The organism is Actinokineospora cianjurensis (assembly GCF_003663795.1).
Classification (GTDB): Bacteria; Actinomycetota; Actinomycetes; order Mycobacteriales; family Pseudonocardiaceae; genus Actinokineospora; species Actinokineospora terrae.
This window is the reverse complement of record NZ_RCDD01000001.1, coordinates 119,272-136,995: the sequence shown is the minus strand read 5'-3', so window position 1 is coordinate 136,995 and position 17,724 is coordinate 119,272. Positions and strand designations below refer to the sequence as shown.

General features: G+C 70.1%; 13 protein-coding genes. 3 read left to right on the top strand and 10 right to left on the bottom strand.

The window, feature by feature from the left end:
* Positions 1–102: 102 nt before the first annotated feature.
* Together CLV68_RS00585 and CLV68_RS00580 are read right to left on the bottom strand one after the other, a co-directional pair.
* On the bottom strand, positions 103–582 hold the full coding sequence (locus CLV68_RS00585; RefSeq protein ID WP_121388702.1) for a DUF4232 domain-containing protein: 480 nt from the start codon (positions 580–582) through the stop codon (positions 103–105).
* A 98-nt stretch (positions 583–680) separates the two neighbouring features.
* A complete protein-coding gene (locus tag CLV68_RS00580) occupies positions 681–1,067 on the bottom strand; it encodes a winged helix-turn-helix transcriptional regulator (protein ID WP_211346407.1) in 387 nt (128 codons plus the stop codon).
* Between the two features lie 122 nt (positions 1,068–1,189).
* Between CLV68_RS00580 and CLV68_RS00575 the strand changes: the two genes are divergently transcribed.
* Complete coding sequence (locus CLV68_RS00575; RefSeq protein WP_121388701.1) at positions 1,190–2,038, top strand: SDR family oxidoreductase; 849 nt, start codon at positions 1,190–1,192, stop codon at positions 2,036–2,038.
* A gap of 109 nt (positions 2,039–2,147) precedes the next feature.
* Here CLV68_RS00575 and CLV68_RS00570 read toward each other — a convergent pair whose 3' ends face one another.
* From CLV68_RS00570 to mihF, 3 genes are all read right to left on the bottom strand, one after another.
* Entirely contained in the window at positions 2,148–3,266 is a 1,119-nt protein-coding gene (locus CLV68_RS00570) for a PucR family transcriptional regulator (RefSeq protein ID WP_121388700.1), read from the bottom strand.
* 59 nt (positions 3,267–3,325) lie between these two features.
* Positions 3,326–4,447, bottom strand: a complete 1,122-nt coding sequence (locus tag CLV68_RS00565; protein ID WP_121388699.1) for an isochorismate synthase — start codon at positions 4,445–4,447, stop codon at positions 3,326–3,328.
* A 126-nt stretch (positions 4,448–4,573) separates the two neighbouring features.
* Positions 4,574–4,885 (bottom strand): integration host factor, actinobacterial type, encoded by a 312-nt coding sequence (gene mihF, locus CLV68_RS00560; protein WP_177215623.1) that lies wholly within the window; start codon positions 4,883–4,885, stop codon positions 4,574–4,576.
* 383 nt (positions 4,886–5,268) lie between these two features.
* Here mihF and CLV68_RS00555 point away from each other — a divergent pair, with 383 nt between their 5' ends.
* A complete protein-coding gene (locus CLV68_RS00555; protein ID WP_121388697.1) occupies positions 5,269–6,900 on the top strand; it encodes a long-chain fatty acid--CoA ligase in 1,632 nt (543 codons plus the stop codon).
* 164 nt (positions 6,901–7,064) lie between these two features.
* Entirely contained in the window at positions 7,065–7,568 is a 504-nt protein-coding gene (locus CLV68_RS00550; RefSeq protein WP_147459850.1) for a PadR family transcriptional regulator, read from the top strand.
* 3 nt (positions 7,569–7,571) lie between these two features.
* Here the strand turns inward: CLV68_RS00550 and CLV68_RS00545 are convergent, their stop codons facing one another.
* The 5 genes from CLV68_RS00545 to CLV68_RS00525 form a co-directional block, all read right to left on the bottom strand.
* Complete coding sequence (locus tag CLV68_RS00545; protein ID WP_121388695.1) at positions 7,572–9,230, bottom strand: substrate-binding and VWA domain-containing protein; 1,659 nt, start codon at positions 9,228–9,230, stop codon at positions 7,572–7,574.
* Between the two features lie 77 nt (positions 9,231–9,307).
* A complete protein-coding gene (locus CLV68_RS00540) occupies positions 9,308–11,101 on the bottom strand; it encodes an AMP-dependent synthetase/ligase (RefSeq protein WP_121388694.1) in 1,794 nt (597 codons plus the stop codon).
* A gap of 210 nt (positions 11,102–11,311) precedes the next feature.
* The gene (locus CLV68_RS00535; RefSeq protein ID WP_121390858.1) at positions 11,312–12,082 is read right to left on the bottom strand and encodes a S1 family peptidase; all 771 of its coding nucleotides are present in this window, start codon (positions 12,080–12,082) and stop codon (positions 11,312–11,314) included.
* 273 nt (positions 12,083–12,355) lie between these two features.
* Positions 12,356–14,020: a M14 family metallopeptidase gene (locus tag CLV68_RS00530; RefSeq protein WP_121388693.1), complete on the bottom strand. Its 1,665-nt coding sequence runs from the start codon at positions 14,018–14,020 to the stop codon at positions 12,356–12,358.
* 619 nt (positions 14,021–14,639) lie between these two features.
* A complete protein-coding gene (locus CLV68_RS00525) occupies positions 14,640–17,549 on the bottom strand; it encodes an ATP-binding protein (protein WP_246009611.1) in 2,910 nt (969 codons plus the stop codon).
* Between the last annotated feature and the right edge of the window lie 175 nt (positions 17,550–17,724).

The window sequence follows — 17,724 nt, the reverse complement described above, 5'->3', positions numbered from 1 at the left end:
CGTGACGCACCCGTTGGGTGTTGTGGGTTGTGGGGAAGCTCCCACAGGGATCGGGGTGGTGGTGGGCCACGGTGGGACGGCACCGTCGGCCCACCACTCCGGTCACGGGGTGCGGAAGGCGCTGTGTTCGATCCGACCGCCCTGGCACACAGAGCCAAAGGGGAAGGTCACCGTCACGGCGGTTCGGGAGCCCGGTGGGGTGACCTTGAGCGCGGCGGACGGCGGTTGGCACTGATCGGCTTCGCCCGGGCCCGGGATCACGCCCCAGTGCAGGGTCTTGTCGGCGACGGCGCCGGGGGCCAAGAGAACGCGCACGCGGCCGGGGGCGATGCGGATCGCGTTGGTCGGGTTCGGACGCCCGGACTGGTTGGTGAGCTGCAGCGTGCCGTAGCCGTTGAGCAGGCACGCGGTGGTCGAGGCGTTGCGGACGCGCAGGGTGGCCCAGCGCTGGCCCGCCCCCGGCTCCACGTTCCTGATCTCGCCGGTCAGGTGCTGACCGGTGCACTGGTTGACGACGTCCGCCTGGGCCGGTGACACCAACCCGACAGCGAGCGCGACGGCGCTGAACAAGGTCCCCCACATGGTGTTCTCCCTCTGATGAGGGCCCTGTCATACCGCGTCGACGGGAACCGTTGCGGCGCAATGGGAATCCTTCACCCCATCGAGCAAGGACGAATCGGTCACCGCGTGGGTTTGCGCTCGTCGTAGGCGGCCTGTGCGGCTAGGACGCGTTCGGTGCTGGACTCGATGAGCCGATAGAGGCCACGCACCTGCTCGGCGATCGGTAGCCCAAGCTCAGTGAGGGAGTACTCCACGCGCGGCGGGATGACCGGGTGCACTTCGCGGTGGATCAGGCCGTCGCGCTCTAGGGACTGGAGGGTCTGGGCGAGCATCTTCTCGCTTACCCCGCCCACCGCCCGGCGGAGTTCGCTGAACCTGTGGGTCTTACTGAGGAGCACGCCGAGTACCAGCACGCCCCAGCGGCTGGCGATGTGTTCCATCACCCCGCGCCCGGGGCAGTTGCGGTCGAAGACGTCGAAGGATGTGTCCTGGACCATCTCACTCATCAGCCGCACGCTCCTCACCAGGACTCTTTCATCGAGGTAAGTATAGGACGTTCAGGTAGGTACTTACCAGGAGTTAGTACCACTCGTACGGTGAGCGCACCACAGAAGAGGGAGAACCCACGATGACGATCCTGGTGACCGGGGCTACCGGACAGCTCGGCGGCCTCGCCGTGCGCCACCTGCTCGACCGCGTGCCCGCCGCCGACCTCGCCGTCTCCGTGCGCGACGCGAGCAAGGCCGCCGACCTGGCCGACCAGGGCGTCGACGTCCGGCAGGGCGACTTCAGCGCGCCGGAGACCCTGCGCTTCGACGGCGTCGACACCCTGCTGCTCGTCTCCGCCAACGGCCCGGACGAGATCCGCCTGGCCCAGCAGAACGCCGCCGTGGACGCGGCCGCCCGCGCGGGCGTCAAGCGGATCGTCTACACCAGCGTCAGCGACGCCACGACCTCGCCGCTGGGCCTGGCGAAGGTCCACGCGGGCACCGAGGCGCGGATCAAGGCCAGCGGCGTGGCGCACACGTTCCTGCGCAACGGCATGTACCACGAGAACTACCTGGTCAGCCTCCCGCACGCGCTGGAGACCGGCACCCTCATCACCGCGACGGGCACCGGCCGCGTCGCCTCCGCCAGCCGCGACGACCTGGCCCTCGCGGCCGCGATCGTCGTCTCCGGCGAGGGGCACGACGGGGCGGTCTACGAGCTGACCGGCCCCCGCGCGTGGAGCTTCGACGAGTTCGCCGCGATCGCCTCCGACGTCAGCGGCAAGCCGGTGGCGCACCTCAGCGTGCCGGGGGAGGACTTCCAGGCCAACCTGCTCGCGGCGGGCCTGCCCGGTTTCCTGGCCGCGCTGTTCACCGACATCCAGGTCAACATCGGCCGCGGCGCGCTCAGCGAGGTCACCTCCGAGCTGGGCAAGCTCATCGGTCGCGAGCCCAAGACGATCGAAGAGGCCGTGCGCGACGCCCACTGAGAAGCGTGGACGCGGTGGCCGATAGAAAGGTCACCGGCAGACGAGCCTCCCAGGCCAGACGCCGAAGCAGCCCCCGTGACACACGCGCCGTGTCGCGGGGGCTGTGCAACTAAGAGGCCAGCCGCGCTGCCTCTACGGCTAGGAGCAGCTCCGCGCCATCCCTGGGCCGCGCCGGGTCTCGTCCGGTCAGCTCTTGCACCCGTCGAATCCGGTACCGCACCGTGTTGGGGTGCACGAACAACAGCTCCGCCGCCTCTTTGGCTGATCCCGCGACCTCGAACCACGCGACCAGGGTCCGGATCAGCACATCCCGTTCACTGGCCGGTAGCGCCAACAGCCCGCCCAGCACCATCCGCGACAGTTCGACCGCGAGCTTCGGTGAGCCCGCGACAAGACTCGTCACCGCGCGATCGCCGAACACCACCACGCCGCTCTCGCCCGGTGCTAGACACCGCAACGCGATCCGCGCCCGCTGTACCGCCCACGGCAAGTGCCGCAACGAAACCACCGGGCTCACGCCCACGGCCCCCGACAGTGACTGCCGTACCGGAGTCAGATCTCCCCGTGGCACCAACAGGATCGTCCCCAAGGAGTGCGCCACATACCGCCAGTGCGAGGGCAGTGCGTTGGCACCAACGGCGACGACGAACTGGCCGTTCTCCGGTAGCCCCAACGCACGCGCAGCATCCCCGTACTCGTAGTCGTGCGACAATCGCCCTTCTAGCAACGCCTCCGCGACAGCATCTCTGTCATGTCGAGCCGAGTCCGCAGCGAAGTCGCTATAGGCAGTGGCGATCGCATCCGAGAAAGAGTCGATGATGCGCCACACGGTCGCGCTTATCGGCAACAACTGTTCGGGCGTAAGAAGACCAGGCGGGATAGCCCGTTCCATCAACGCCTCGTACGTGAACGTCCCCGCGATCCGGAAAGCCCGCAGCACCGCCGAGAGCGGGATGCCCTGCATAGCCTGGGCTCGTCCGGTTTTACGCGCCGCGCCCAGCGCTACCTCGCTGCCCTCGATGAACGCCGTGAACGCGTGCCGCAGGTTGACCTCGCACACCTTGCGCAGCTCGGCGGGTGCCACCTCGTTGACCCTGCGGTACGAGGCTTCCTTCTCGGTGAGCTCCTCGGCCAGCTCGTCCGCGAGCTCTGCCACCCTCGCGAGCTGGGCTTTCGCCAGGTCACGCAGCTCGGGAGGCAGCGGCGACCTGGTCGTCGGGGCAGCCACCGCTCGACTCTAGCCGGTTGTGAACCTGTTTCCTACCGGCCGTTAGCTTGGCGCGGGCACTAGAGCCCCAGGGCCTGCAACAAGGTGCGCAACTTGGCCTGGGTCTCGGCCAACTCGGCCGCCGGGTCCGAGTCCGGCATGATCCCGGCGCCCGCGAACAGCCGCATCTCGTTCGCCCGCACCTGCGCGCAACGGATCGCCAGCACCCACTGCCCGTCGCCGTCGGCGGTGCACCAGCCGACCGCGCCGCTGTAGAAGCCCCGGTCGAACGGCTCGAGCTCGGCGATCGCGGCCCGCGCGGCCCAGGTCGGCGTCCCGCACACCGCCGGGGTCGGGTGCAGCGCGGCCGCCAGTCGCAACGACGACACCCCCCGGTCCACCAGCTCCCCGCCGACCCTGGTCGACAGGTGCCACATCGTGGGCGTGCCGACCAGCGACGGCCCCTCCACCGACAGCTCCCGGCAGAACGGCCGCAGCACCTCCACCACCGACTCGACCACCACCCGGTGCTCGGCCTGGTTCTTCGCCGAGGCCAGCAGCGCCGCCGCGTTCGCCCGATCGGTGGATGGATCACCCCCGCGGGGGAGGGACCCCGCCAGCGGGTTCGACACCACCCGGCCGCCGTCGCGCTCCAGCAGCAGCTCCGGGCTGGCCCCCAGCAGCGTCGACCCGTCGGGCAGCGGGGCGGCGAAGGTGTACCCGAGTGGGTTGGTCGCGGTCAGCCCGGACAGCAGCGCGCCGACCCGCACCGGCTCGTCGAACAGCAGCCGCGACGACCTCGCCAACACCACCTTGCGCAGCTCGTGATCAGCACGCAGCGCACTGACCGCGGCCGCCACCGCGCGCTGGTACCCGGCGGCGTCGGGCACGTCGGTGACCTCGGGGCGAGCGGGCACCCACGGCTCGACCGGCCGGTACGGGTGCACCCCGCCCGCGCGCCGAGCGGACTCGGGTATCACCAGGTGGGCGGGGGTGTCCTGGTTGAACGGGATGGCGCCGACGGCGAACGGGGCGCCGGTGTCGACCAGCTGCTTGGTGACCTGGGCGGCCAGCTCGTCGGGGTCGGTGTCGGCCACGACCGCCCTGCTGCCCTCGGCGGCCACGGTGACTCCGGGCCCGGCCAGCACGAACGACCCCGGTTGGTACCCCTCGACCAGCGCTGCGGCCCGACCACCGTCCATCCCTCCATCATGCCCAGCGACCGGCAGGCGGACCCGGCGGCGCCGCTATGGCGTTGGCCACGAAAAAACCGCAGGTGGGCGCCGGGAACGGCACCCACCCGCGGTTGCTGTGGCGCTCTGGTGGAGCTAGTTGAGCGCGTCGATGAGCGCGGAGCGCTGGCGGTCGCCAAGGCCCGCTGCCCGGCGGTCCGGGTCGATCCCGGCCTGCTCGAGCAGGGCGGCCACCTTGACCGCGCCGAGGCCGGGGACGGCCTTGAGCAGGGCGGCGACCTTCGTCTTGCCGATGGTCTTGTCGTCCTTGGCCTTGCCGAGCACCGACGCGATGGTCCGCTCACCGGACTTGATCTGCGCCAGCAGCTCGGACCGGGCCTTGCGGGCCTCGGCTGCCTTGGCGAGCGCATCGGCCCGCTGCTCGGGAGTCAACGTGGGCAGAGCCAACGTGCTAGTCCTTTCCCTCTTCACCCGACCGCGGCAGCGGACGGGCCAGCTGTGGTTCATGGGCATCGCGGCTACCGACGGTGACCGAAGCGGATTGTTCAGCCCGCCCCGGCCGCACCGTGCGACCCGGGGACCGGATGCCTTTCACCAGTAAACGACACCTCGGAGGGCAACATACCCCCGACACGCGCAAAGGTCTTGTTCAGCGCACCCGCGGCCACCTCGCGACGCAGCGTGACAGCATGATCAACTAGCCAAATTGGACTGTTTCACCCGTGTTGCCCGGAGCGGGAAAGCACTATCGTCGGGTCCTACCGGCGGGTAAGTCGCCGGTCGCGCGTCGGGGCCCGATCCGTCAACCCGCCCCCAGGGAGCAACCAACGATGCTGAGCACGATGCAGGACGGCAACCTGTCGATCGCCACGCTGCTGCGCCACGGCGCCAGGGTGCACGCCACCGCGACGGTCACCACGTGGACCGGCACCGAGGGCCGTTCGGCGACCTTCGCCGAGGTCGGCACCCAGGCGGCGAGGCTGGCCAACGCGCTGCGCGGGCTCGGCGTCACCGGCGACCAGCGGGTCGGCACGTTCATGTGGAACAACCAGGAGCACCTCACCGCGTACCTGGCCGTCCCCGCCATGGGCGCCGTGCTGCACACGCTCAACATCCGGCTGTTCCCCGAGCAGTTGACCTACATCGTCAACCACGCCGAGGACCACGTGATCATCGTGGACGCCTCGGTCGTGCCGCTGCTGGCGAGGATCCTGCCCGGTTGTCCTACCGTCCAGCACGTCATCGTCGCCAACGGACCGGCGGAAGCGCTGACCGCGCCCGATCACATCACCGTCCACTCTTACGCTGACTTGCTGGAAAAGGCGTCCGGCGAGTTCGAGTGGCCAGAGGTAGACGAACGCGCTGCGGCCGCGATGTGTTACACCTCAGGCACTACCGGTAACCCCAAGGGCGTCGTGTACTCCCACCGGTCGATCTGGTTGCACTCGATGCAGGTGTGCATGCCGGACGGGATGCAGATCTCCTCGGCCGACCGCACGCTCGTGATCGTGCCGCAGTTCCACGCGATGTCCTGGGGCATCCCGTACGCGGCGTTCATGACCGGGGCGTCGCTGATCATGCCGGACCGGTTCTTGCAGCCGGAACCGTTGGCGCAGATGATCGCCACGCTCAAGCCGACCCAGTCGGCCGCCGTTCCCACTATCTGGCAGGGCGTGCTCTCTTACCTCGACCAGAACCCGGTAGACCTGTCCTCGCTGCGCGAGGTCGTCGTCGGCGGAGCGGCTTGCCCGCCCGCGATGATGCACGCGTTCTCTGAGAAGTACGGGCTCTACATCGTGCACGCGTGGGGCATGACCGAGACCTCACCTCTTGGCACGCTCAGCCGTCCACCGGTGGAGATCTCCGAAGAGGAGACTTGGCGCTACCGCTACACACAGGGCCGCCTGCCCGCCGGTGTCTCCGCGCGACTCATCGGTGACGACGGCCAGGAAGTGCCGTGGGACGGGGAAAGCGTGGGCGAGCTGGAGGTCCGCGGACCGTGGATCGCGGGCGCCTACTACAAGCCGGAGCCCGAGGACGTCGCCAAGTTCGTCGACGGCTGGCTGCGCACCGGCGACGTCGGCACGCTGACCCCGGACGGTTTCCTCTCGCTCACCGACCGCTCCAAGGACATCATCAAGTCCGGCGGCGAGTGGATTTCCTCGGTGGAGCTGGAGAACCACGTGATGGCGCACCCCGCGGTCGCCGAGGCGGCGGTGATCGGCATCCCCGACGCGCGGTGGGACGAGCGCCCGCTGGTGTCGGTCGTGCTGCGCCCCGGCGCCACCGCCACCGCCGAGGACCTGCGCGAGTTCCTCGCCGCGAAGGTCGCGAAGTGGCAGCTCCCGGAGAACTGGACCTTTGTGGAAGAGGTCCCCAAGACCAGCGTGGGCAAGTTCGACAAGAAGGTGCTCCGGGCCGCCCACGCACAGGGCAAGCTCGACGTCAAGCACCTCGACTGAGCCGGTCGCCGTCCCGGGACGCCCACCCGGCGTCCCGGGTACCGCCGAACGGGGACACCGGTTCACCCTGCTAGGTAAGGTCTTGGCGTCGCGACTTACCCGGAGGTGCCACCCTGCCCCGCGATAACCGCAAGCTCAACCCCACCTCCTTCGTGGTGCTGGGCATGCTCGCCCAAGGCCCGGCGACCAGTTACGACCTCAAGCAGCGGGTCGCCCTCACCATCGGCAACTTCTGGGCCTTCGCCCACTCGCAGCTCTACGACGAGCCCGCGCGCCTGGCCGAGGCGGGGCTGCTGACCGCGACCGAGGAAGAGGGCGGCCGCCGCAGGCGCACCTACGCCATCACCGACGAGGGCCGCTCCGCCCTGACCGACTGGCTCGCCTCGCCCACCCCCGAGGAGACCGAGGTCCGCGACCTGGGCCTGCTCAAGCTCTTCTTCGCCACCTTCGCGGGCCCCGGCGACCTGCCCACCCTCGCCCACACCCGCCGCGACTCCCACCGCGTCCGCGCCGACGGCTACCAGGCGCTCTACGACCAGATCGCGCCGTACGCGGACAAGTGGCAGGTGAAGTCCCTGGAACTGGGCATCCGCATCGAGCGCACGGTCGAGGAGTTCTGGACCGAGTTCATCGACAGCCTCGACGCCGAGACCCCGCCAGGTCAGTAGCGGTCAGCCCGCGCAGGACGGGGGTTGGCAGAGCAGGCCGCTGAGCGCCTTGTAGAAGATCGCGCCGATCTTGGTGGGGTCCGGGGTGACGAACGCCTGGCCGCCGGTGGGGGTGGTGATCGCCTGCAGTTCGGCGAGGTCGGCGTCCGGGCCTATGCCGATGCCGATCAGTTGCAGCGGGCGGCGGGGGTCCTGGAGCTTGCCCAGTTCCTCCAGCAGTTGCGAGCGGCTGATGCCGTCCGGGTCCTCGTTCTCGCCGTCGGTCAGCACCACCACCAGGTTGATCCGGCCAGGCTCCCAGTTCTCCCGGCCGGACTTGTAGGCGGCGAGCACGCTGTCGTACAGCCCGGTGGCCCCGCCCTTGATGGCCTTGACGCCGCGCAGCTTGTCCAGTGCGCCGGTGTTGAGCTGCTCGGTCACCGGGAGCACGGGCAGCAGTTCGCGGTAGTCCTTGGTGCCGTCGAGCTTGGTGGAGAACAGCCACATGCCGAACTTGGTGGTGGGCCGGAACAACCCGATGCCCACCTCGGCCGCCTTGATCGTCACCGCCATCCGGTCCAGCCCGGTGCCTGCGACGGGCTCGGCCATCGAGCCGGACACGTCGAGCAGCACCTGCATGCGGGAGCTCAGGTTCACCCCGGCCCACTGGTTCAGCAGTTGGTCGACGTCGTCGGTGGGCGGTAGCGGGATCGGGGCCTTCGACTCGATCGTGGTGCGCCCGTCGGCGGAGCGGTCGCGCAGGACGGTGCCGTCCGGGCCGCGGAAACCCGCGTCGCCCAAGGCGGTCATGGACTCGGCCTTGCGCAGTTCGTCCAAGAGGCGTTGGGCTACCGGTAGTGCTGCCTGCGACGCGTTGGGTAACACCGTGTACGGGAAGTCCAAGGACGGCACATCGGCATAAGTGGCCACAAGAGGGAACGCGGTGGTGCTTGCGTTGTGGCGTAAGAGAGTGCTCTCCGGAGTCGGGAAGACACTCAGCGGAGCCGACGGGCTGTTCGTACCCGGTAAGCGGGCATAGAGGTCCGAGGTCTGGGGGAGCGTGTTCTGCGCCAGCTTGCGTAGTGACGTCGTGGTGGCCGCTGCTGGATCCGCGACCGCAGTGGCAGCCGCGCGTATGCCCAAGAGCGTGGACAGGCCAGACGGGTCTCGAGACGGGTCGGAGATGCCTACGGGGTTGATCTCCAGCGCCTGCGCCCACGTCGGCTTGTTGCCCGGCCACCCGAGCCCCACGGCGACGTCCTCCGTCATCGCCAGGACTACGGGCGTGGACGCGACGGGCGTACCGCTCAGCTCGACGTTCCAGGCGCCCTTCTGGTGCGCGCGGCGCAGCCACAGGGTCGACTCGGGCAGCCACACGTCCGGCAGCGGCGTGCCATCGGACACGATCAGCGCCTCGGCGACCGCGTTCGACTCGCGGGGCGACACCTGCACCTGCGTGCAAGCGTCGTTCACCCTGTTCGCGGCCGTCTGCACTATCGGCGCCAGGTCAGGCGTAACCGCTACAGCCAGCGTCGCCTGGGCACAACTCGCTGTGGTTGGGCGGTTGCTGACCGTGTCCAGCGCGAACCAACCGCCCACCACGAGTGCCAGCAGGACGACCAGGAGCAGCGCGGTCGAGCGGAAGCCCCATTTCGGTCGCCTGGGCGACGAGTGTCGTCCCATGGCCTACCTCTCGTGGGAAGGGTGGCGCCATGCTAGACGCGTTCAGCCCCCACGAGAAGCCGTCATGTGAACGGACCTCACGAGTACAGCTTGTCCACCTCGGCCCCGAAGTCGCGCATGATGATCCGCCGCTTGAGCTTGAGCGACGGGGTGAGGTGCCCGGTCTCCGGGGTGAACTCGGTGGCCAGCACGGTGAACTTGCGCACCGACTCGGCCTTCGACACCGCCGCGTTGCCCTCGTCGACCGCCTTCTGGATCTCGGCGAGCAGGTCCGGGTCGTCCACCAGGTCGGCGACGGTGGCACCGGCGGGCTTGCCCGCGCCGGTCTTCCAGTAGGTGAAGTACTCCGGGTCGACGGTGATCAGCGCGGCGATGTACTTCTGCCCGTCGCCGACCACCATGGCCTGCCCGACCAGCGGGTGCGCCGAGATCCGGTCCTCGATGACGGCCGGGGCGACGTTCTTGCCGCCGCTGGTCACCAGGATCTCCTTCTTCCGCCCGGTGATCTTCAGGAAGCCGTCCGCGTCGAGCTCGCCGAGGTCACCGGTGTGGAACCAGCCCTCGCTGTCGGTCACCTCGGCGGTGGCGGCCTCGTTGTTCCAGTACCGGCGGAACACCTGCTCGCCCTTGAGCAGGATCTCGCCGTCCTCGTCGATGCGCACCGTGGTGCCCGGCAGCGGGCGGCCGACCGTGCCCGGCCGCAGGTACCGCGGGGTGTTCACCGCGGACGCCGCCGTGGTCTCGGTCAGCCCGTAGCCCTCCAGCACGACCAGGCCGACGCCGCGGAAGAAGTGCGTGAGCCGGGCGCCGAGCGCGGCACCGCCGGAGATGGCGTACTTCGTGCTGCCGCCCATCGCGGTGCGCAGCTTGCCGTAGACCAGCTTGTCGAACACCAGGTGCTTGAGCTTGAGGCCGATGCCCGCCTTGCCGTCGGCCTCGCTGTAGGCGATCGCGGTGGCCGCGGCGGCGTCGAAGATCTTGCCCTTGCCCGCGGTGTGCGCCTTCTGCCGCGCTCCGTTGTAGACCTTCTCGAACACGTACGGCACCGACAGGATGAACGTCGGCTGGAAGGACGCCAGGTCGGTCATGACCTGCTTGACGTCCGCGCTGTGGCCCATGGTGCAGCGCGCGTACACGCAGCCCACCTCGACCATGCGGCCGAACACGTGCGCGATCGGCAGGAACAGCAGCGTCTTCGCCGCCTGGTCCTGACCGCGGCCGTGGAACAGCTCGGCGAGCACCTCGGCGCCGTAGCCGCACTCGGCGAAGAAGTTGTCGTGGGTCAGCACGCAGCCCTTGGGCTGGCCGGTGGTGCCCGAGGTGTAGATGATCGTGGCCACGTCGTCGGCGGACACCGCCGCGCGCCTGGTGTGGATCTCGGCCGCGTCGACCTCGGCACCGGCGGCGGTGATCTCGTCGAGGTTGTCGACCCGCCACACCTGGCGCAGGTCGGGCAGCAGCTCGCGCACGCTGTTGAGCCTGCCGAGGTGCTCGTCGGTCTCCACGACGACCGCGACCGACCCGGAGTCCGACAGGATCCACTGGATCTGCTCGGCCGACGAGGTCACGTAGATCGGCACCGGCACCGCGCCAGCGGCCCAGATCGCGAAGTCGAGCAGGGTCCACTCGTAGCGGGTGGCGGCCAGGATCGCGACCCGGTCGCCCGGGGCGATGCCGGAGCCGATCAGGCCCTTGGCGACCTCGGTGACCTCGTCGGCGAACCGGGTGGCGGTCACGTCCTGCCAGCCCGCGCCCGCCTTGCGCCGGAAGGCGATGTCGGCGGGACCCACCTCGGCGTTGTCGTACACCAGGTCGGCGAGTCCGCCCGCAACCTCACGCTTGGCGACTGGGGGTACGGCGAACTCGCGCATAGGTCTCCTCCGGCGCACGTCAGGCAGCGCGGTGAAGGTGACTCCTACCGTCTACCTAGCGGTAACTTGGCCCGTATCTTGCCGCCAACCTCCTGCGGGAAGCCAGAGGGGCGACGGAACTGATATCTGGCAATTGTGACAAATAAGTCCGCCCCGGGTGCACGGCGCACCCGAGGCGGACGGAGTAATTCCGCGGCTACCGCTCGGTCGTCAGGCGCCCAGCTCCCGCGCCTTGGCCGCGATCGCCGAGGACAGGGCGCTCACCTGCGCGTACACGCCCGGGTAGTTCGGTCGGGCGCAGCCGCGGCCGTAGGAGACGATGCCGACCTGGACCCAGTTGTTCGCGTTGTCGCGGCGGAACATCGGGCCGCCCGAGTCGCCCTGGCAGGTGTCGGTGCCGCCCTGGGTGTAGCCCGCGCAGATCTCGACGTTGGCCTTCAGGCTCGGGTACGGGGTCTTGCAGCTGGTGTCCGAGACGAACGGGACGGTCGCCTTGAGCAGGTACCGCTGCTGCGCGCCGCCCTCGGACGCCGCGCCCCAACCCGCGATGGTGAAGGTGCCCGAGTCGTAGGCGGTGGACGTGGCGATCGGGAGCTTCGCCGCGCCGGTGATCGGGCTGGAGAGCTGGATCAGCGCCCAGTCGCCGCCCGCGGAGGTCGAGTAGCCCGGGTTGCGGTAGACGTACTTCGACGTGCGGGTGACCCGCGACGAGCTCTGCAGGTCGACCGCGCCGTAGGTGGCGGTGATGCTGGTGTTGTTGCCGGTGCCGTTGACGCAGTGCGCCGCGGTCAGCACGAGGTTGTCGGCGTACATCGCGCCGCCGCAGCCCATCGACAGCCGGACCATCCAGGGGAACTCGCCCTGGGCGGCGCGGGTGCCGCCGACGACGGCGGGACCGTACTCGCCGGTGGGGCTGGGCTGGGCAGCCGAGGCCGGGACGGCGATGGCCGCGGCCGCGACCGTCCCGGCGATGACCGCCATGACCTTGCGCAGGGTGCTGAGCTTGCTCACGAAGTGTCCTCTCGTGTCCACACGGCACCGGGTTGTGCCGTTGCAGGGCGTGGAATCAACTCGCGACCGCCCACTGGATTCCACAGTGGACGGACAGATGGGGGTGCTCGGTAGCCGCCCGGGCACTGTCCGTAGTGGAGTGCGGACAGGGCTTTGCGCCTCTCGGCTGGCGGAACGCGGCCGTGGTGCCCCGGGCCGGGCGCGGTGCTCGGCCCGGGGCGGTGGTCCAGGAGTGCGAACCGGCTAGAAGGTGAGCTTCCAGCTGTTGATGTAGCCGGTGTCGGTGCGGTAGGTGTCCTGCACCTTGAGCTTCCAGGTGCCGTTGGCCACCTCGGTCGAGGCGTTCACGGTGTACGTCGCGATCACGTTGTCCGCCGAGTCGCTGGTCGACGAGTTCTTCAGCCGGTAGGCAGAACCGTCCGGCGCGACCAGGTCGATGACCAGGTCACCGCGGTAGGTGTGCACGATGTTCACGTCGACCTTGAGCGTCGCCGGGGCGTTGCCGGTCACGCCGGAGACCACGATGTCGCTGGTCACAGCCGCGCCCGCGTCCGGGATGGTGACGTCGGCGGTGTTCTCGAAGACCTTGCCGCCCGGGTCCGGCGGCGTGGTGCCGCAGGTCCCGCCGATGGAGCGCTTCGGGCAGTCCGCGTAGTCGAGCAGCAGGAGCACGGCTTCCTTGTTGCGCGCGGTCTCGCGGGCGATGACCTCGTCGGGCGGGTAGAAGCCGCCACCGGCGGTGCCGGTCGGGTACATCTCGAAGGTGTAGCCGTAGATCTTGTGCACGCCCCACAGGTAGTCGTCGATCGACCCGTCGGTGATGTACAGGTCCGAGGACTGCTCGGGGGTGTAGTTGTTCTTGGCCGCCATCGCCTTGCCGATGGTCGAGAACACGCGCTGGTCCTCGCTGGTCAGACCGGGGGCGGTGTCGTCGTAGGTCCAGCCGTAGGGCCAGAGCACCAGCTCGGAGTAGGTGTGGAAGTCGATGCCCACGGTGATCTGCTGCTTGCCGCCGACGATCCGGCTGCCGACGAAGTTCTGCAGCGCCTTGACCTCGGGCGAGCTGGCCGCGGACGGGCCGCGGTAGGTCTCACTGCTGGTGGTCCCCGAGGAACCGTTGCAGCAGCCCCACTTGAAGTCCCAGTTGCGGTTGAGGTCGGTGCCGACGTTGGACGACCCGGAGTTGGGCTGCCGGTTCTTGCGCCAGCTCTTGTAGGAGCCGGTGCTGATGTCGAACTCGCCGCCGTCGGGGTTGACGTCCGGGATGATCCAGATCTCGCGGCTGTCGACGAGGCCCTTGATCTTGGCGTCGGTGGTGTAGCTGTCGGTCAGCAGGTTGATCAGGTACACCGCCATCTCGACGGTCAGGTGCTCGCGCGCGTGCTGGTGCGCGGTGAACAGCACCTCGGGCTCGTCCTCGTCGGTCGCGGCGTTGTCCGAGATCTTGATCGCGAAGATGTCGCGGTTCTCGTAGGTCTTGCCGACGACCTGCTTGGTGATGATGCCGGGGTGGTCGGTGACCGCCTTGTTGATGACCGCGGTCATCTCGGCGTAGTTGTGGTAGTTCGAGTCGGCGCTGGGGAAGTCGGCCGGGGCGGCCGCGCCCCGCTCCGCCGCGAGCGCGGCGGTGTCCTGGGCGTCCACCCGGTAGCCGAGCTTGCGGATCTTGGCGACCTCGTCGGGGGTCGCGGTGATCAGCAGCCTGCTGTCCTCGACGCCGTTGACGGCGGCGCCGGTCTTGGCGATGGAGCTGCGCTCCTGGTGGGTCTTCACCCCGACCACGGCGTACTCGGCCGAGGTCCTGGTCTCGGCGGTGTCCGGCTTGGCCGAGGCCCCCGGGTTCGTTGACAGGATCACGGCAAGGGCGGCGATCGCCCCTACCGCTACGGACAGGCGTTTGCGCTTCACGCGTAGGCCCTCCTACAGGGAGTGCCCGAGGGCACTGGAGGTGGGTAATCGGGTCGACCGCCACGCGCGCCGGACGAACCCGAAGGTGCCCTCACGACCGGCGCGCATGGCTGTGCAGTTGGATGGTGGCCCGCCCGCTTCGCACGCCACAAGGCTGCGGAGGTGGTTTCCCGTTACCGGATATTTCCCAGTCGATTACCTCCGCGGCCGGAATAGATACGTATCCCTACCTACCGGTGCCTCGATTGTTCGTGGGCCGCCGCACCGGCACGCTTCACCTCAAGCACGGCGGGCCCACCGGCCCCCGGGCCAACCTCGGGAAGTCGGGGGAGCGGCGCCCACGCCCTCGTCACTCCCCCGCCCGAGGTCCCCCGGCCACGTGGTCACTTCGAGCCACGCACCCGGGACCCGCGGCGACCAGCCAGGCGCTCGGCACCGCCTGGCGTGGTGTGGTGACGTCCTTGATGCAGGGGGCCGCTCACCGGTCGTCGGGTTCCGACGAGAGAGACCGTCCACCCCCGGACGGTCTTTCTCGTGTTCGGCCCCGGAGCTGCTGCCGTCGCCTGCCAAGTCGGGAACGATGCCGGGCGGGGACGAGGGGGTGGGTGGCGGGGGAGAGTTAGCTGAGGTCCTCGGCTTGCAGCTCGGCTCGCGAGGACACGCCCAGCTTCCGCAGTACCCGCGCCGCGTGCTGCTCGACGGTGCGCGGCGAGAGGAACAGGACGTCGGCGATCTCGCGGTTCGTGTGGCCCGCCGCCAGCAGCCGGGCGACCTCTTGCTCGCGCGGCGACAGCTCGTTGCCGTACCCCCGGCGCCCGCGCCGCGACGGCTTGCCGCCGCCCATGCCGCGCAGCAGGTGGCGGCACCGGGCCGCGTCCCTGGTGGCGCCCAACGAGTCGAACGTGTCGATCAGGGTCGACAGGATCTCGGTGGCCTTGTCGTTGTCGCTCGGCAGCAGGCAGATCGCCTCCCGCTCGCCGACCAGCGCGGCGAAGTACGGCGCGGGCAGCCGCTCGTAGCGGTCCACCGCCTCGCGGTAGTGCGACACCGCGACGTCGAGCTGTCCGCGCGCCTCGGCCAGGCGGCCCCGGCACTGGGCGAGCGCGGCCACCGACATCGGCGCGTCCCTGCCCTCGATGCCCGCGGCGACGTCCTCGATCAGGTTCTCCGCGTCCATCTCCCGGCCGGCGGCCAGGAAAGTCGCCACCGCGACCGGCCCCAGCTCGGTCGCCCACGCCCACACGCCCTTGGTGCGCAGGATCGACACACCGCGGTCGACGTCCACGCAGGCGCGGGTGACCTCGTCCTGCGAGAGCATCGTGGTCGCCAGCGCCGCGCAGCCCGCGATGGCCACCGGCGCGATCGACTCCTCCGGCACGAACGCGCCGGTCTCGGTCAGGTAGCTGGTCGCCTCGGCCCACTCGCCGCGGGCCATCGCCAGCGACCCCAGCACCAGGCACAGCTCGCTGGCCACCGGGAACAGGTCCCGGTACTCGTCGAGCAGCCTGCCTGCCCGCTCGGCCAGCCCGTCCCAGTCGCCGGTCAGCCAGTCCAACCTGGCCTTGGTCGCCCGCGCGGTGCTCACCACGAACGGCGCCCCGCACTCGGCGGCGTAGCGCAGGCCGCTGCGCAGCAGGTCGTTGGCCAGCCGGAAGTGCCCGGTCGAGGTGCACGCGTCGGCCAGGTTGCAGTGCGCGCGGGCCAGCTGCCGCTGCTCGCCGGGGGTGGACACGGTGTCGGGCAGCCGGTCGAGGTTGGCCAGCACGGACGGGTCACCGGTGTGCAGCTTGGAGCCCATCTCGTTGGCCATCAGCGAGATCCGCAGCTCGTTGTCGTCGGTGGCCTCGCGGTAGCGGTCGGTGCGGGCCAGCCACGGCTCGAACTCGCGCAGCGGGGTCATCCCCATGAACGGCTGGCCGAGCACCGCGGCGCCCTTGGCGGCCAGGTCCGGCCGCTCGCTGAGGTCCGCGATGGCCATCTCGATCTCCGAGCGGGCCTCCTCGACCCCACCGGCCTGCCGGACCAGCAGCAGCCCGCGGTAGAGCCGCACCTCGCCGCGCGCCGGGGTGGACAGCCGCCGGTCCGACAGCAGCCGCTCCAGCGCCTCGGTCGGGTCGTGCTGGTCGAGGCCCAGGTGCGCGACCTGGCCCAGCTTGATCGCCAGTCGGTCCACATCGGCCGCGGGCACCGTCGGCTCCACCAGCAGCCGCTGCAGCAGCGCCGTCGCCGTCCCCGCGTCGCCGATCTCGGCGGCCCGGTCGGCAGCGGCCTCGCCGTAGTGCAGCCACGCCGCGGTGCGACCCGCGCGCTCGCTGTGCTCGGCCAGCTGCACCAGCGGCCGCGGCTCGACCTGGTCGAGCGCCTCGATGGCCCGGTTGTGCAGCTGCTGGCGGTCCGGGCCGCTGAGCGTGTCGTACACGGCCTGCTGGGCCAGCGCGTGCCGGAACCCGTAGCGGCCGGAGTCGACCTCGTGCAGCACGTGCCCGGTCAACGCGTGCGTCAGCGCTGCCCGCACCCGGCTCTCACCGATCGCGGCTACCTCACCGAGCAACTCGGCCGGAGCGGGCACACCGAGCACCGCGGCCGCCTGCGCGAGCCGGGTCGCCGTCGTCGGGAGCGCTGCCAACCGCTCCGCCATGGCGTCGCGCAGCAGCACCGGGACGTCCACGTTGTCCAGCAGCCTGCGCGCCGTGGCGCCGTCGGCGTGCACCGCGCCAGCCGGGTTGCGCAGGGCCCGCAGCGTCTCCTCGACCACGAACGGGATGCCCGCGGTGCGCTCGTGCAGCTTCGTGGCGAACTCCGCCGACACGGCCTCCTCGTCCAGGATCGCCGCGGTCAGCGCCCGCACCTCGTCCACGTCGAGCGGGCCGAGTTCGAGCAGCACGCTGGTGAGCCCGCTCGGCGGCCGGTACGCCGACCCCAGCGGCACCCCGCCAGGCACGTCCTCGCGCCGGTAGGTGACCACAATGGACAGGTTGGCAGGCGGGTCGCCCATCAGGAACCGCAGCAGCTGCCGGGAACCGTCGTCGGCCCAGTGCAGGTCCTCCACCACGAGCAGGACCGGGCCGAGCACGCTGAGCAACTCGCGCATCGCGCGGAAGAGCCGGTGCCGCTCGGTGCGCGGGTCGCCGGTCGACGCCGGTGCCTCCGGCAGGTATTCGGCCAGTTCCGGCAGCAGCGGCCCGATCACGCCTGCGACCGGGCTCAGCCTGGGGTGGTTGCGGGCCAGCCGGTCCGACGCGTCGCGCAGCGCCTCCAGCACGGCCCCGTACGGGAACGGTTCACCCACGGGTTGGCAGTAGCCCATGAGGACGGCCATCGGACCCAGTTCGGAGTCGAGGAGCTCGCGCACCAACCGCGACTTCCCGACACCGGCCTCGCCCTCGATCATGATGACCGCGGGCTGCCTCGGCACGGCGGCCAGCAGCGCACCGAGCTGGTCACCCCGGCCGACCAGCACGGGGGAGCTGGTCCGCATCAACCCGGTCGCGTCCGGGCGACGCACGCTGGGCCTCGGTGTCCGGCTCATCCACACCCTCCCGACCGACGTGTCCGCTAGCGCACCCGCTGGGGTTTTGGCGAGCCTAGGCGGCCTGCTCGTGATCTGAAACTCCATGATGTCACGGACTGAGAAGTTGATCTTAGGTGAAAGACGGGTATCCCTACGTACCGATATCCGGATTGTTCGTCCTGCCGCGCCCCTC

What these genes read in the sequence shown, in the direction of transcription:
- CLV68_RS00585 (WP_121388702.1), bottom strand. Translation starts at nt 582, where the DNA reads ATGTGGGGGACCTTGTTCAGCGCCGTCGCGCTCGCTGTCGGGTTGGTG.
- CLV68_RS00580 (WP_211346407.1), bottom strand. Translation starts at nt 1,067, where the DNA reads ATGAGTGAGATGGTCCAGGACACATCCTTCGACGTCTTCGACCGCAAC.
- CLV68_RS00575 (WP_121388701.1), top strand. Translation starts at nt 1,190, where the DNA reads ATGACGATCCTGGTGACCGGGGCTACCGGACAGCTCGGCGGCCTCGCC.
- CLV68_RS00565 (WP_121388699.1), bottom strand. Translation starts at nt 4,447, where the DNA reads ATGGACGGTGGTCGGGCCGCAGCGCTGGTCGAGGGGTACCAACCGGGG.
- CLV68_RS00555 (WP_121388697.1), top strand. Translation starts at nt 5,269, where the DNA reads ATGCTGAGCACGATGCAGGACGGCAACCTGTCGATCGCCACGCTGCTG.
- CLV68_RS00550 (WP_147459850.1), top strand. Translation starts at nt 7,065, where the DNA reads ATGCTCGCCCAAGGCCCGGCGACCAGTTACGACCTCAAGCAGCGGGTC.
- CLV68_RS00545 (WP_121388695.1), bottom strand. Translation starts at nt 9,230, where the DNA reads ATGGGACGACACTCGTCGCCCAGGCGACCGAAATGGGGCTTCCGCTCG.
- CLV68_RS00540 (WP_121388694.1), bottom strand. Translation starts at nt 11,101, where the DNA reads ATGCGCGAGTTCGCCGTACCCCCAGTCGCCAAGCGTGAGGTTGCGGGC.
- CLV68_RS00535 (WP_121390858.1), bottom strand. Translation starts at nt 12,082, where the DNA reads ATGGCGGTCATCGCCGGGACGGTCGCGGCCGCGGCCATCGCCGTCCCG.
- CLV68_RS00525 (WP_246009611.1), bottom strand. Translation starts at nt 17,549, where the DNA reads ATGAGCCGGACACCGAGGCCCAGCGTGCGTCGCCCGGACGCGACCGGG.